12 protein-coding genes are annotated in these 13,627 nt (G+C 70.8%); 4 read left to right on the top strand and 8 right to left on the bottom strand.

Annotation, left to right across the window (positions count from 1 at the left end; all coding sequences use genetic code 11):
- Positions 1-84 precede the first annotated feature (84 nt).
- The 4 genes from ACJ7VY_RS12575 to ACJ7VY_RS12590 all read right to left on the bottom strand — a co-directional run bounded on the left by ACJ7VY_RS12575 (position 85) and on the right by ACJ7VY_RS12590 (position 4,362).
- Positions 85-528: a BLUF domain-containing protein gene (locus tag ACJ7VY_RS12575; protein WP_240212240.1), complete on the bottom strand. Its 444-nt coding sequence runs from the start codon at positions 526-528 to the stop codon at positions 85-87.
- A gap of 83 nt (positions 529-611) precedes the next feature.
- Positions 612-2,672: a TonB-dependent copper receptor gene (locus ACJ7VY_RS12580; protein ID WP_409475744.1), complete on the bottom strand. Its 2,061-nt coding sequence runs from the start codon at positions 2,670-2,672 to the stop codon at positions 612-614.
- 69 nt (positions 2,673-2,741) lie between these two features.
- The gene (locus tag ACJ7VY_RS12585) at positions 2,742-3,200 is read right to left on the bottom strand and encodes a DUF2946 family protein (protein WP_312347009.1); all 459 of its coding nucleotides are present in this window, start codon (positions 3,198-3,200) and stop codon (positions 2,742-2,744) included.
- Between the two features lie 178 nt (positions 3,201-3,378).
- Positions 3,379-4,362 carry a LysR family transcriptional regulator gene (locus ACJ7VY_RS12590; protein ID WP_161615023.1) on the bottom strand — a complete coding sequence of 328 codons (984 nt, stop codon included), beginning with the start codon at positions 4,360-4,362 and terminating at the stop codon, positions 3,379-3,381.
- A 162-nt stretch (positions 4,363-4,524) separates the two neighbouring features.
- Between ACJ7VY_RS12590 and cysG the strand changes: the two genes are divergently transcribed.
- From cysG to ACJ7VY_RS12605, 3 genes are all read left to right on the top strand, one after another.
- Entirely contained in the window at positions 4,525-5,988 is a 1,464-nt protein-coding gene (gene cysG / locus ACJ7VY_RS12595; protein ID WP_409475745.1) for a siroheme synthase CysG, read from the top strand.
- A 20-nt stretch (positions 5,989-6,008) separates the two neighbouring features.
- On the top strand, positions 6,009-6,968 hold the full coding sequence (cysK, locus tag ACJ7VY_RS12600) for a cysteine synthase A (protein WP_104939441.1): 960 nt from the start codon (positions 6,009-6,011) through the stop codon (positions 6,966-6,968).
- A 173-nt stretch (positions 6,969-7,141) separates the two neighbouring features.
- A complete protein-coding gene (locus ACJ7VY_RS12605) occupies positions 7,142-7,723 on the top strand; it encodes an O-acetyl-ADP-ribose deacetylase (RefSeq protein ID WP_240212243.1) in 582 nt (193 codons plus the stop codon).
- 370 nt (positions 7,724-8,093) lie between these two features.
- Here ACJ7VY_RS12605 and ACJ7VY_RS12610 read toward each other — a convergent pair whose 3' ends face one another.
- The 4 genes from ACJ7VY_RS12610 to ACJ7VY_RS12625 all read right to left on the bottom strand — a co-directional run bounded on the left by ACJ7VY_RS12610 (position 8,094) and on the right by ACJ7VY_RS12625 (position 12,895).
- Positions 8,094-9,098, bottom strand: a complete 1,005-nt coding sequence (locus ACJ7VY_RS12610) for a class I fructose-bisphosphate aldolase (protein ID WP_409475746.1) — start codon at positions 9,096-9,098, stop codon at positions 8,094-8,096.
- A gap of 164 nt (positions 9,099-9,262) precedes the next feature.
- The gene (gene pyk / locus ACJ7VY_RS12615; protein ID WP_104939444.1) at positions 9,263-10,729 is read right to left on the bottom strand and encodes a pyruvate kinase; all 1,467 of its coding nucleotides are present in this window, start codon (positions 10,727-10,729) and stop codon (positions 9,263-9,265) included.
- 346 nt (positions 10,730-11,075) lie between these two features.
- The gene (locus tag ACJ7VY_RS12620; protein ID WP_409475747.1) at positions 11,076-11,720 is read right to left on the bottom strand and encodes an HAD hydrolase-like protein; all 645 of its coding nucleotides are present in this window, start codon (positions 11,718-11,720) and stop codon (positions 11,076-11,078) included.
- Positions 11,717-12,895 carry a phosphoglycerate kinase gene (locus ACJ7VY_RS12625; protein WP_409475748.1) on the bottom strand — a complete coding sequence of 393 codons (1,179 nt, stop codon included), beginning with the start codon at positions 12,893-12,895 and terminating at the stop codon, positions 11,717-11,719. The genes ACJ7VY_RS12620 and ACJ7VY_RS12625 overlap by 4 nt, the downstream gene beginning before the upstream one ends.
- 82 nt (positions 12,896-12,977) lie before the next feature.
- Between ACJ7VY_RS12625 and ACJ7VY_RS12630 the strand changes: the two genes are divergently transcribed.
- Positions 12,978-13,538 carry a GNAT family protein gene (locus ACJ7VY_RS12630; protein WP_313253935.1) on the top strand — a complete coding sequence of 187 codons (561 nt, stop codon included), beginning with the start codon at positions 12,978-12,980 and terminating at the stop codon, positions 13,536-13,538.
- Positions 13,539-13,627: the final 89 nt, after the last annotated feature.

Genomic DNA, 13,627 nt, shown 5'->3' on the forward strand with positions numbered 1-13,627 from the left:
ATGGACGATCCGTCGCACCCCGCAGTGCCGGGCTTGCCCGGCAGCAGCTTCCCGGGCGAGACCAGCGCAGCATGCTTGGCGCGATCAGCTGGCCACGGCTTCCTGCTGCTGCTCCCAGAACGCCAGCAGTCCACGCAGCCCCGGCGTGTCGCCGGCATGCGCCAGGTCCTCGCCCAGGTACCGCGCTTCCTGCCGCCACTGGCGGCTGCTCAGCTCGCGCAGCGCGCTGCCATCGGTGCGGCTGCAGCCCATGTGCCACTGCGCGAAATACAACTGTTCGACCGGGCCATCCTGCAGCTCTTGCAGCCCGACGTGCATGCGCGAATCGCGGATGCGCGCATAGATCTTCTCCACCCCGGCCGGCGGCCCTTCGAAATACTGGAAGAAGCGGTGGCCGTCGTGCAACAGCACGCCGGTGACGCCTTCCATGCGGTTGTGCGCGCGCGCGTCGATCAGCAGGCGGTCGAGATCGGCCGGCGTCAGCCCGGCCACGGCGGTGCTGACATAGGCCACGGCCCGGTGCGTCATCTGCGGTTCCTGCTTCGTCCCTGGGTGCGCAAGCATGACACAGGCGTCCCGCCGCCGGTGGCCCGGCAGCGGGACCCGCCGCGTCAGTAGCGGTAATCCAGCTTCAGCCAGAGCGTGCGCCCGGGTTCGTTGATCCGCACCGGGTCGGCGGGGAAGCCGAAGTCGGCGCTGCCGGCCAGGTTCAGGTGTTCGGCATAGGCGCGGTCGAACACATTGTCCACGCCGGCACTGGCGCGCAGGCCGTCGCTGATGCGGTACGCGGCATTGAGCGAGAGCGTGGCGAAACCAGCGCTCGGCCCGAGATCGCGCGCCACCACGTTGCCTTCGTCCTGCGCCACGCGGTCCTGCCCGGCCACCACCCGCAACAGCGCGCCGGTGGACCATTGGCCGCGCTCCCAGGAGGCGTTGAAACGGCCTTCCAGCGGCGGGATCTGCGGCAACGGCCGCCGCTCATCGCGGTTCTCGCCCCAGGCATAGGCCAGCGTGCTGCCCAGCTTCAGCCCTTGCACCGGGCGCCATTCCAGCCCGGCCTCGGCACCGGCGATGCGCGCATCGACATTGCCCGCACGCGTGCTGCTGCCCATCATGCCGCCGCTGCGGTAGGTGAACAGGATGTAGTCCTGCAGATGCCCGGCATAGGCCGACACCCAGGCATCGAGCGTGCGCCCGCGGAACTGCAGGCCGAGATCGAGCTGGGTGGTCTTTTCCGGCTTCACCCCGGCGAAGGCATTGGCGCTGCCGGCCGGGCCGGCGTCGGCCGAGAACAGCTCCCAGTAGTCGGGCATGCGCTCGCTGTGGCCGAGCCCGGCATACCAGGTCCAGGCCTGGCCGTGGTCGCGCTCATAGCGCAGGAAGCCGCTGCCCAGCGTTTCCTCGCGCGTCTGCCCGGCGGTCGGATTGGGCCTGCCCGTCATCCCGCTGGTCAGGCGCAGGTCCTTGGCCCGCGCCTTGTCCACGCGCAGGCCGCTGACCCAGCGCCGCGGCGTGTCCTCGCCGAAGGTCAGTTCGGCGAACGCGCCCGTGTTGCCGAGCTCGGCATCGCGGGTCCACGGCATCTGCCGGAAGGTGCCGCGGCCCATGCCCTTGCGCTTGCGGTGACTGCTGTCCTGGGCGTCGATGCCGGCGACCACGGCCACGTCCTGCCAGCGCCATTCCGAAGCGATGCGGCCGCCGTGGGTGCGCCGCGCCACGTTCGACGCCATCGGCATCGGCATGCTGCCGTTCGGGTTGGGCGTGCGCAGCGTGTAGTTGTCCATCACGTGGTCGGCCTCGTTGTAGTACAGGTTGGCCTGCAGCCGGTCCCAGGCGCCGGGCAGGTTGCCGCGTTCGAAACGCAGGCCGTAGCTGCTGCGCTTGAACGCCGCCCCGTCCATGCCACGGCCGGCATAGCGCGCCAGGGCATCGCCGGTACCGGCATTGAGCTCGAGCACGGTGTCGGCATCGGGGGTCCAGCCGATCGCGGCGTCGGCGTTCCATTTGCGCCAGCGCGACGGCACCACCTCGCCGTTGCCGTCGCGGTAGTCGCCGGACTCGGAGCGGTTGCCATTCACCCGCACATAGCCCGGGCGGCTGCCGAAGCTGGCATCGAGCATCTGGTCGTTGCGGTTGTTGGAGCCGCCCAGCGCGCTGGCCTGCAGCTCCATGCCCGGCGCATCGAAACGCGGCATGTCGCGCTCGAAGCGCACCGTGCCGGCCGAGGCACCGGCGCCCCAGCGCACGCTCTGCGGCCCCTTGACGACGGTCAGCCGGTCGTAGGTTTCCGGCGCGATGTAGGACAGCGGGTTGTCCATGCGCGAGGGACAGGCACCGATCAGGCTGCCGTCGTTGCTGAGGATGTTCAGCCGCGAACCGGACATGCCGCGCAGCACCGGGTCGCCATTGGTGCCGCCGTTGCGGATCGCGGAAAAGCCGGGGACGGTCTTGAGGTAATCGGCGCCATCGCTGGCGGGCACCGGCTGCCGCGGCAGGCGCGGATCGGTGACCCAGTTCAACGGCGAGGACGGCGCCGCGCTGGTCACCACCAGGGTGTCCAGGGTCTTGATCGACTCGGGCGCGTCGGCGTGCGCGAGCAGGGGAAACAGCGCCAGGCAGACACAGGCGGCCAGGCACGCCGGGGCGCCCGGCATACGGGAAACGGGATACATGGAATTCTCCGGTACGACATGCCACGTGCCGCACGAAGCGACAGGCAGCGGGAAAAAGGGAATCTGTCGTCAGGAGAACAACGGCGGCCCACGCACCGGGTGCGCCGGCCAGCGCAGGCCGGCGCTGGACACGGTGGCGCGCGGCGCCTGCGGCGCAACGCGGTACAGCACCGGCGCGAGCACCAGCAGCAGCGCCAGCCAGGGCAGCAACCGCGACGCCATGGTGCAGTAGTCGCAGGCCTCGCCGTGCGCGGCATGCGGGTCTGGCGGGCGCGGTTTGTCAGTATCCGTGGCCGTGGCCTTGCCCGCATCCATGTGACCGGCGTGCGCTGCATGCGCATCCGACATCGGCGGTACTGCCGGCGCCGAGGGGGCCATGGCCATCGGGGCCATCGCGTGCGCCATCGCCGTATGCGTCCCCGGCGCGGACTGGATCCAGCGGCTCACCACCGGTGCCAACGCCATCAGCAGCGCGGCCGCCAGCGCGAGCAGCAACATCCAGCGGTGCAGGAGCGGGGATCGGATCACGCCCCGATTTTAAGACCGCGTCATCGCGGCCCATGTGCGACACATCGCCGCAGGGGAAAAAGCGGGCAACCCGCGGCGGGGAGCCCGCCACCACAACGGCCGGGAGCAGCGCGGACGGGCAAAGGCGATTGCGTCCGCCTTCCCGGGTTCCTGGTTCGCGTGCGCTGGTTCCTGCTTGTCAGTTGGTGATGGTCTGGGTCAGCGCTTCCCAGCTCGGCGGCACCGGCCAGTCGGCTTCCTGGTTGCCGTCCAGCACGCGCCGCAGGTCGCGCTTGTCGATCTGCGGCGCCAGCACATGCACCAGTTCCAGCGCGTAGTCGCGCAGCACCCGGTCGCGCGGCAGCACCGCCCAGGCGGTGCATTCGGGGATCGCCGCCGGCGCCGGCCAGGCGCGCAGGTCGCTGTCGCCGGCGCTGACCGCCATTTCCGCCAGCAGGCCCACGCCCAGGCCGGTACGCACGTAGGTCTTGATCAGGTCGGCGTCGAGCGCGGTCAAGGCCAGGTCCGGTTCCAGCCCCTGCGCGGCGAAGGCGCGACGCAGCGAGGAACTGGGCCGGGTCGAGGATTCGTAGCTGATCAACGGGTGCGCCGCGAGCGCGGCCATGTCCGGCTGACGCCCGGCGCGGTCCAGCGCGTGCCCACGCGGCACCAGCACCAGCCGCCGCCAGCGGTACAGCGGCACCGCGATGCCGGTGCTCGGTTCGCCACCGGCGGTACTGACGATGGCGATGTCGGCGTCGCCCTGGCTGAGCAGGTCCAGCGCATCGCTCTCGGCCGCCTGCTGCAGGTGCACGCTGACCTGCGGGTAGGCCTGCTTGATCCGCGCCACCGCCGGCGGCAGCACGAAGCGCGCCTGGGTGTGGGTGGTGGTCAGCACCAGCTGGCCGTGGCTCTCGCGGCGCTGGTTGGCGGCATAGGTGCGGATGTTGTTGGCTTCGGCCAGTACCAGCCGCGCCCGCGCGATCACTTCCCCGCCGGCCGGGGTCACCGACTCCAGGCTGCGCCCCTTGCGCACGAACAGCAGGAAACCCAGCTCGTCCTCCAGCTGCTTGAGCTGCTTGGACAGCCCCGGCTGGGTGGCGTGCACCCGCGTGGCCGCCAGCGTGATGTTCAGCTCGGCGTCGGCGATTGCCACCAGGTAGCGCAGTTGGGTCAGGGTCATCGGGGGTCGGGACGATGGCTCGGCGGGGACCGACCCACTGTAGGGCAGATCGCAGGGGCTACTTATAACCGAAAGTAATCTGTGAGACGGGGCATGTCATTTCCGGGCGGCCCGGGCCGGGACTACGGTCAGCATCCCTGCCACGACCGCCCCTTCCCCGCCTTGGACGCCCCCCTGTTCCCGCTGTTTGCCGATCTCAACGGCCGTGCCGTGCTGGTGGTCGGGGGCGGCGCGGTGGCCGGGCGCAAGGTCGAGGCGCTGCTGCACGCCGGCGCGCGGCCGCGGGTCGGCGCGCCGCACCTGTCGCCGCCGCTGCGGGAGCTGGCCGAGGCCGGCCGCATCGACTGGCTGCCCGGCCTGTTCGACACGCGCTGGCTGGCCGAAGACGTGTGGCTGGTGGTCGCCGCCACCGACACCGCCGCGGTCAACCAGGCGGTCGCGCGTGCGGCCGAAGCGCAGCGGTTGTTCGTGAATGTGGTCGACGACGCCCAGCTGTCGCGCTTCCACGTACCGGCGGTGGTCGAGCGCGGCGCGCTGCAGATCGCCGTTTCCAGCGGCGGCGCCGCGCCGATGGTGGCGCGGCATGTGCGCCGCCGGCTGGAGGAGCTGTTCGACGGCGCCTGGGGCCAGCTGACCGCACTGGCCGGGCGCCACCGCCCGGCGATCCGCGCACGCTTCCCGGACACCGCCGCGCGGCGCCGGTTCTTCGACCGCCTGCTCGATGGCCCGGTGCTGGACCTGCTGCGCCGCCAGCGCCCCGCCGACGCCGAATCCGCGCTGCGCCAGGCCATGGCAGACGAACCGCCGGCAACGGCCGGCTCGGTGGTGCTGGTCGGCGCCGGTTCCGGCGACCCCGGCCTGCTCACCCTGGCCGCGCTGCGCGCGCTCAACCAGGCCGACGTGATCCTGCACGACCGGCTGGTCAGCGCCGACGTGCTGCAGCTGGCCCGCCGCGACGCCGACCGCATCGAAGTCGGCAAGTCCGCGCGCGGCCACAGCACCCGCCAGGAGCACATCCACGCGCTGATGCTGGAACACGCGCGCGCCGGCCGCCGTGTGGTCCGGCTCAAGGGCGGCGACGCGTTCGTGTTCGGCCGCGGCGGCGAGGAACTGCAGTTCCTGCGCGCGCACGGCATTGCCTACGAGGTGGTACCGGGCATCACCGCGGCGCTGGCCTGCGCCGCGCACGCCGGCATCCCGCTCACTCACCGCGACCACGCCCAGCAGCTGCGGCTGGTCACCGCGCATTGCCGCGAATCGCTGGACACGCTCGACTGGCATGCGCTGGCCGCGCCACGGCAGACCCTGGTGTTCTACATGGGCGTGGCTGCGCTGGCGCGGATCCAGGCGCAGCTGCTCGACGCCGGGCTGCCCGCCGCCACACCGTTCGCGCTGGTGGAAAACGGCTCGCGCCCCGGCCAGCGCGTGGTCAGCGGGCACCTGCGGCACCTGGCCGACGCCGCCGCCACGCATGCGGTGCAGTCGCCGGCACTGCTGGTCGTCGGCGAGGTGGCCGCGCTGGCGGACGAACTGCACTGGTTCGGCCAGGCGCCATTGCCGGCCACTCCGCGCGCACCCTCACCTTCAGCAAAGGCGGCGTCGCCGACACTGGCCGACGCCGCCTGATTCCCTTCCAGGAGATCCCCATGGCCATCTACAACAGCATCCTCGACACCGTCGGCAACACCCCGGTGGTCAAGCTCAACCGCCTGGCGCCGGCCGGGGTGGACGTCTACGTCAAGGTCGAGTCGTTCAATCCCGGCGGCTCGGTCAAGGACCGCCTGGCGCTGGCGATCGTGCTCGACGCCGAGAAGCGCGGCGTGCTCAAGCCCGGCGACACCATCGTCGAGGCCACCTCGGGCAACACCGGCGTCGCCCTGGCCATGGTCGCGGCCGCGCGCGGCTACAAGTTCGTCGCGGTGATGACCGAGACGTTCTCGGTGGAACGCCGCAAGGCGATGCGCGCCTACGGCGCCAAGGTGATCCTGACCCCGGCCGCGGCGCGCGGCACCGGCATGGTGGAGAAGGCGAAGGAACTGGCCGCCAAACACGGCTGGTTCCTGGCCAGCCAGTTCGCCAACCCGGCCAACCCGGCCTATCACCGCAACACCACCGCGGCCGAGATCCTGCGCGACTTCGCCGGCCGGCGCCTGGACTACTTCGTGAGCGGTTGGGGCACCGGCGGCACCCTCACCGGCGTCGGCGAGGTGTTGAAACTGGCGCGCCCGGACACCCGCATCATCGCCACCGAGCCGGCCGGCGCCGCGCTGCTCAAGGGCGACGAGTGGAAGCCGCACAAGATCCAGGGCTGGACCCCGGATTTCCTGCCGGCGGTGCTCAACCGCAACGTCCACGACGCGCTGTATGCGGTGCAGGACGAGCGCGCGATCGAGACCTCGCGCCGGCTGGCCGCCGAGGAAGGCATTTTCGTCGGCATCTCGGCCGGTGCCACCGCCGCCACGGCGCTGGAAGTGGCCGCCACGGCACCGGCCGGCTCGGTGATCCTGGCCATGCTGCCCGACACCGGCGAGCGCTACTTCTCCACCCCGCTGTTCGCCGACATCAACGAAGGCAGCGACGACGACTGGCTGGCCGGCCTGCCGTAAGCCCGGCGCCCCGCCTCCCGCCCCCCGCACAAGGCCGCCCCCGGGCGGCCTTGCTGCTTGCGGGCGCCGCGTCGCAGCCGTGGAGACGGGCTTTCCTCAGACTTTGCCGCGGGCCGGCGCAAGCCGTGCACCCGTCACGTTTTGCTCATACATGGAAAGGGAAGATCGCGGGCATGAACATCGACATCTGGCACGGCGACATCACCACCCTGGACGTGGATGCCATCGTCAACGCGGCCAACGAGAGCCTGCTCGGTGGCGGCGGTGTCGACGGCGCGATCCACCGCGCGGCCGGGCCGGGCCTGCTGGCCGAATGCACACGCCTGCCGGAGCTGCGCCCGGGCGTGCGCTGCCCGCCCGGCGAGGTCCGCGCCACCGGCGCCCATGCGCTGCCGGCGCGCCATGTGTTCCACGCCGTCGGCCCGGTCTGGCAGGGCGGCCAGCGCGACGAGGCCGCGCTGCTGGCCAACTGCTACTGGCAGTCGCTCAGGCTGGCCGAACAGATGCGGCTGGAATCGATCGCCTTCCCGGCGATCAGCTGCGGCGTCTACGGCTACCCCATGCACCAGGCCGCGGCCATCGCCGTCACCGAAACCGTGACCTGGCAGAAGAGCCACGCGCGGCCGGTGCGCATCGTGCTGGTGGCCTACAACACCGCCACCTTCAAGGCCTACCAGCAGGCGCTGGCGGTCGCGGCGCAGGCAGGGCCGGCGTTCCCGTCGATGGACGATCCGCTGCCGTCGTTCGCGCGCTGACCGGCCGCGGGATCGTTCCCATGCCATCGCCCGCCGCTGCAGTGCATTTCCTGGAGAGCGAGGCAACGCCCCGCCGGACCTTTCCGGCAACGCCACCGCGGGCGATCCCCAACGTTGCGGAACCTTGCAACCGCGTGTGGTAGATGCGGGGCTTGCCCCGCATGGAGCCTTCCCTGCGAAGGCCCGCTGGGCGTTGCCTGGCGCTACGGCGCCCCGCGGAGACGTGGGCGGGTGCGCCGCTGGCGCATGGCCGCAGAAGCTGCGCCATCGGCACACCGCCGAATCGGTCATGTCTGGCCCTGGGCCTGCGCGCAAATGAAAACGCCGGCGCAGGGCCGGCGTTTCCACGTCCATCAGCGTCAGGCGGCGATCAGCCTTCCCACTTGCCCAGCGCGGCCAGGCCGTTCTCGCGGGCGCGCTCGTAAACGGTCTTCTGCGCGGCGGCGTAGTTGCCCTGCATGTCCTGGGCCCACAGCTTCAGCGCGGCCTGCTGCATGGCGCGGCCGTAGGAGAAGCTCAGCGGCCACGGCAGCTTGTCGAGCTGGTTCATCGCGTTCAGGTGCGCGGTCGACTGTTCGTCGCTCTGGCCGCCGGACAGGAACACCACGCCCGGCAGGATCGCCGGCACGGTGCTCTTCAGGCACATCACGGTGGCTTCGGCCACTTCCTCGACGTCGGCCTGCTCGTCGCAGTCCTTGCCGGAGATGACCATCGAAGCCTTCAGGATGGTGCCTTCCAGCAGCACGTTCTGCTGGTACAGCGCGTCGAACAGCGAGCGCATGGTGGCTTCGGTGACTTCGTAGCAGGTCTCGATGTCGTGGTCGCCGTCCATGATCACTTCCGGCTCGACCATCGGCACCAGGCCGCATTCCTGGCACAGCGCGGCATAGCGGGCCAGCGCGTGCGCGTTGGACTCGATGCAGGTGCCCGACGGGATACTCTCGCCGATGTTGATGACCGCGCGCCACTTGGCGAAGCGGGCGCCGAGCTTGTAGTACTCATGCAGGCGCTCGCGCAGGCCGTCCAGGCCTTCGGTGACCAGCTCGCCCGGGCAGCCGGCCAGCGGGTGCGCGCCCTTGTCGACCTTGATGCCCGGGATCATGCCGTGGTCGGCCATGTACTTGGCGAACGGCACGCCGTCGCGGGTGCTCTGGCGGATGGTTTCGTCGTACAGGATCGCGCCGGAAATATGTTCGTTGAGCTTCGGCGTGGTCAGCAGCAGCTCGCGGTAGGCACGGCGGTTCTCTTCGGTGTTCTCGATGCCGACGCTGGCGAAGCGCTTGGCGATCGTGCCGGTGGATTCGTCGATGGCGATGATGCCCTTGCCCGGGGCGACCATGGCCTGGGCGGTTTCAGCCAGCAGTTCGATGCTCATGAAGTTCCTGTGACGGGGTGCGGGAAAACCCGGATTATAGCCCGCGGCCGTCGTTGCCCGGCCGTGAGGACGCGCTGGAACCGGTTTCAATCCGTCTGCCAGGACAAATCCTGTCCGCTGCAGTCATGCACGGGCCATCGCGGTGGCCCGTGCACGCAGATCCGTCAGAGTTCGCCCAGCCCGCTGGCGCGGCCGTCGCTGCCCACTTCGAGCAGGCGCAGGGTGTTGGTGGCGCCATGGGTTTCCATGTGCTCGCCGCTGGTGAACACCACGCGGTCGCCGGCCTGCAGCAGGCCGGCCTCGACCAGCAGGCGGATGCTGCCGCGCGCCGCTTCGCGCGGGGTGAAGCCGCGGCTGTCGAAATTGATCGGGAACACATCGCGCATCAGCGCCATCTGCCGGCGCGCACCGTCATGCCGGGTGACCGCATAGATCGGTGCCTTGGCCCGGAACCGCGACAGGTAGCGCGCGGTGCCGCCGGATTCGGTCATCGCCACGATTGCGCGCACGCCCACGTGCTGGGACAGGAACATGGTGGCCATGGCGATGGCCTGGTCGGCGCGCTCCAGGTTGCGCGGCGAGGCATTGAAGTCGGTCTCGGTCTGGAACTGGCGCTCGGCTCCCAGGCAGATGCGCGCCATCGCCTCGACCGCCTTGACCGGGTAGGCACCGGCCGCGGTTTCGGCCGACAGCATCACCGCGTCGGTGCCGTCGATGACCGAGTTGGCCACGTCCAGCACTTCGGCGCGGGTCGGGATCGGGCTTTCGACCATGGACTGCAGCATCTGCGTGGCGGTGATCACCACCTTGTTCTGCGCCAGCGCGGCCTTGATGATCTTCTTCTGCAGGCCGGGCAGTTCGGCGTCGCCGATCTCCACGCCCAGGTCGCCGCGGGCGACCATCACCACGTCGCTGGCCTCGACGATCTCCTCCAGGTTCTCGATCGCCTCGGTACGTTCGATCTTGGACACCAGCGCCGCGTCGCAGCCGTGCTGGCGGGCGATCGCGCGGGCGTCGTTCATGTCCTGCGCGTTGCGGCAGAACGAGACAGCGATGAAGTCCACGCCGATCTTCGCCACGATGCCGATCAGTTCCTTGTCGCGCTCGGTGAGCGCACCCAGCGACAGGCCGCCGCCCTGCTTGTTCAGGCCCTTGCGGTCGGACAGCACGCCGTCGTTGAGCACGCTGGTGACGATGCGCTCGCCCTGCACTTCCACCACCTGCAGCTGCATCAGGCCGTCGTCCAGCAGCAGCACGTCGCCGGGGCCCACGTCCTGCGGCAGGCCGAGGTAGCTCACGCCGACCTGGGTGGCGTCGCCGGGCGCCGCGTCGGCCCTGGCGATGAGGTCGAAGCGGTCGCCCACCTTGAGCTGCACCCTGCCCTCGGCGAAGCGCTCGATGCGGATCTTCGGGCCCGGCAGGTCGGCGAGGATGCCGACTTCCACGCCGACCCGGTTGGCGGCGGCGCGCACTTCGGCGGCACGCTTGGCCTGGCCGGACGGATCGCCGTGCGAGAAGTTCAGGCGGACCACGTTGACACCGGCGCGGAACAGATCGTCGAGCACGCCCGGCGCATCGGTGGCCGGTCCGAGGGTGGCGAGGATCTTGGTGCGGCGCTGGCGTTCGATCATGGTGCGAAAACTCCCTGAAAGGCCGCCGAAATTAGCATATCCAGTGCATGACAACGATGTCGCATACGATTTCAGAAGACACTTTCCACGCTGTCCCGCAGACAGGGCGGACAGCATGTCCGGACATCGCCCGCGCGTTGCCCGGCGCTGTCCGCTCGCCTATGCACAAGCGGACATGGATCGGTCGCGGACTGTCAGCAAGGGACAGCATGGTGGCCAGCCAGGACAACGCGCCGGCAATCACCGGCGCCTGCGACGCGCAGCCCGTGGACCGCGCCCAGCGCAACGCGTGCGCGGCGCGCGCGGGTTCAACGCACGCCGCGCGGCCTGCATCGCCGCCATCGCATCAGCGCGACAGTAGTTGCTCCAGTTCGGCCGGCGTGCCGGGCAGTGAACCGGCACCGGCCGCGGTCAGTTCCTCGCGGCCACCGAAGCCCCACAGCACGCCGATGTTGCGCATGCCATGGTGGCGCGCGCCTTCGATATCCATGCGCCGGTCGCCGATCATCCAGCACCGCGCCGGCGCCAGCGACAGCCGCCGCAGCGCTTCGCCGATCAGTTCCGGCTTGTGGCTGCGCGTGCCGTCGGCGGTGGCGCCGATCACCGCCTCGAAGCAGCCACCGAACGGCAGGTGCTCGACGATCCGCCGCGCGTGCGGCTCGTTCTTGGCGGTGACCACCGCCAGCCGGTGGCCGGCGGCATGCAGCCCCTGCACCACCTCGCCGATGCCGGCGTAGACGTCATGCTCCTGCCAGCCGTGCAGTTCGAAGCGTTCGCGGTACAGCGCCACCGCCTGTTCGACGCGCTGCGCGTCGCCGAACAGCGGGGTGAAGCTGGTGCGCAGCGCCGGGCCGATCCAGCGGCGCAGCTCGGCCGGCGGCGGTACCGGCTGCTGCATCCGCTCCAGCGCGTAGGCCACGCAGCGGGTGATGCCGACGGCCGAATCGATCAGCGTGCCGTCGAGATCGAAGAACAGCACATCGCGGCTCACGCCCCGCGGGCCTCCAGCGCGGCCACGGCCGGCAGGGTCTTGCCCTCGAGGAATTCCAGGAACGCGCCGCCGCCGGTGGAGATGTAGCTGACCTTGTCGGCGATGCCGTACTTGTCCACCGCGGCCAGGGTGTCGCCACCGCCGGCGATGGAGAACGCGTCGGATGCGGCGATGGCGCGGGCCAGCGCTTCGGTGCCCTTGCCGAAGGCATCGAACTCGAACACGCCGACCGGGCCGTTCCATACCACCGTGCCGGCCTTGGCGATCAGCGCGGCGTAGTGCGCGGCGGTCTGCGGGCCGATATCCAGGATCATGTCGTCGGCGCCCACCGCTTCGACCGCCTTGACCGTTGCCGGCGCGTCGGCGGCAAAGGCCGGCGCCACCACCACGTCGACCGGCAGCGGGATCTCGGCGCCGCGCGCCTTGGCCGCGGCGTCGATGCCGCGCGCCGTTTCCAGCAGGTCGTTCTCCACCAGCGACTTGCCCACGCCGTGGCCTTCGGCGGCGATGAAGGTATTGGCGATGCCACCGCCGACGATCAGCTGGTCCACCTTGCCGACCAGGCTGGAGAGCAGTTCGAGCTTGGTCGAGACCTTGGAGCCGGCGACGATCGCCAGCAGCGGCCGCGCCGGGTTGGCCAGGGCCTTGTCCAGCGCATCCAGCTCGGCCATCAGCAGCGGCCCGCCGGCGGCGACCGGGGCGAAGCGGATCACGCCATGGGTCGAGGCCTGCGCGCGGTGCGCGGTGCCGAACGCGTCCATCACGAACACGTCGCACAGCGCGGCGTACTTCTTCGACAGGGCTTCATCGTCCTTGCCCTCGCCCACGTTCATGCGGCAGTTCTCCAGCAGCACGAGGCTGCCCGGGGCCACCTCCACGCCGTCCACCCAGTCCCTGACCAGCGGCACGTCCACGCCCAGCAGTTCGGACAGGCGCGCGGCCACCGGCGCCAGCGAATCGGCCTGGCTCCACGTGCCTTCCTTCGGCCGCCCCAGGTGCGAGGTGACCATCACCGCCGCGCCCTGGGCCAGCGCCCGCTTCAGCGTCGGCAGCGAGGCGGTGATGCGCTGTTCGGAAGTGATCCTGCCGTTCTCGTCGATCGGCACGTTCAGATCCTGGCGGATCAGCACGCGCTTGCCGGCGAGGTCGAGGTCGGTCATGCGGACGATGGACATGGCGGGGTCGGCTCCGGAAGACTGTGGGGAAACCGCAATTCTCGCCCGCCCCCGCAGGCGGGGCAAACCCGAGGTGCACCGCATGCCGCCCCACCTGCCACAACCCGAGCTGTGCAGCCCCCGGCTGCGCCTGCGCGAGGTACGCGCGGACGATGCGCCCGCGCTGTTCGCCATCCACAGCGACCGGCGGGTGATGCGCTACTGGAGCTACCCGGCGTGGACCGAGCTGGCCCAGGCCGAACGCAAGGTGGCCGACATCCAGCGCCAGCGCCGCGAGCAGGAGATGCTGGTCTGGGCGATCGCCGACGCGCACGACGACCGGCTGATCGGCACCAGCGCGGTGTTCGCGATGCAGCGCGGGCAGGGCCGCGCCGAGATCGGCTACAGCCTGCACCCGGACTGGCAGGGGCGCGGGCTGGCCAGCGAGGCGCTGCGCCTGATCCTGCGCCACCTGTTCGACGGCCTGGGACTGCGCCGGATCGAAGCGGACATCGACCCGCGCAACCAGGCCTCGTGCCGGCTGGCCGAAAGGCTCGGCTTCGTCCGTGAAGGCGTGCTGCGCGAACGCTGGGACGTGAACGGCGAGCTCGCCGACAGCGCGCTGTACGGGCTGCTGCGCCGCGATTTCATCGACCCGCCGTAGCCGCGCAGCGGCCTGCGCAACGGGGCGCACCGGCCTGCCCGCGGCCGCGCGCGGGCCGGCTGCGCCCAGCCACTCCCATCGCCGCCACC

The sequence above is a fragment of the Stenotrophomonas sp. Y-13 genome, from assembly GCF_046267925.1.
GTDB lineage: Bacteria > Pseudomonadota > Gammaproteobacteria > Xanthomonadales > Xanthomonadaceae > Stenotrophomonas > Stenotrophomonas acidaminiphila_A.

What these genes read in the sequence shown, in the direction of transcription:
- ACJ7VY_RS12575 (WP_240212240.1), bottom strand. Translation starts at nt 528, where the DNA reads ATGACGCACCGGGCCGTGGCCTATGTCAGCACCGCCGTGGCCGGGCTG.
- ACJ7VY_RS12580 (WP_409475744.1), bottom strand. Translation starts at nt 2,672, where the DNA reads ATGTATCCCGTTTCCCGTATGCCGGGCGCCCCGGCGTGCCTGGCCGCC.
- ACJ7VY_RS12590 (WP_161615023.1), bottom strand. Translation starts at nt 4,362, where the DNA reads ATGACCCTGACCCAACTGCGCTACCTGGTGGCAATCGCCGACGCCGAG.
- cysK (WP_104939441.1), top strand. Translation starts at nt 6,009, where the DNA reads ATGGCCATCTACAACAGCATCCTCGACACCGTCGGCAACACCCCGGTG.
- ACJ7VY_RS12605 (WP_240212243.1), top strand. Translation starts at nt 7,142, where the DNA reads ATGAACATCGACATCTGGCACGGCGACATCACCACCCTGGACGTGGAT.
- ACJ7VY_RS12610 (WP_409475746.1), bottom strand. Translation starts at nt 9,098, where the DNA reads ATGAGCATCGAACTGCTGGCTGAAACCGCCCAGGCCATGGTCGCCCCG.
- pyk (WP_104939444.1), bottom strand. Translation starts at nt 10,729, where the DNA reads ATGATCGAACGCCAGCGCCGCACCAAGATCCTCGCCACCCTCGGACCG.
- ACJ7VY_RS12625 (WP_409475748.1), bottom strand. Translation starts at nt 12,895, where the DNA reads ATGTCCATCGTCCGCATGACCGACCTCGACCTCGCCGGCAAGCGCGTG.
- ACJ7VY_RS12630 (WP_313253935.1), top strand. Translation starts at nt 12,978, where the DNA reads ATGCCGCCCCACCTGCCACAACCCGAGCTGTGCAGCCCCCGGCTGCGC.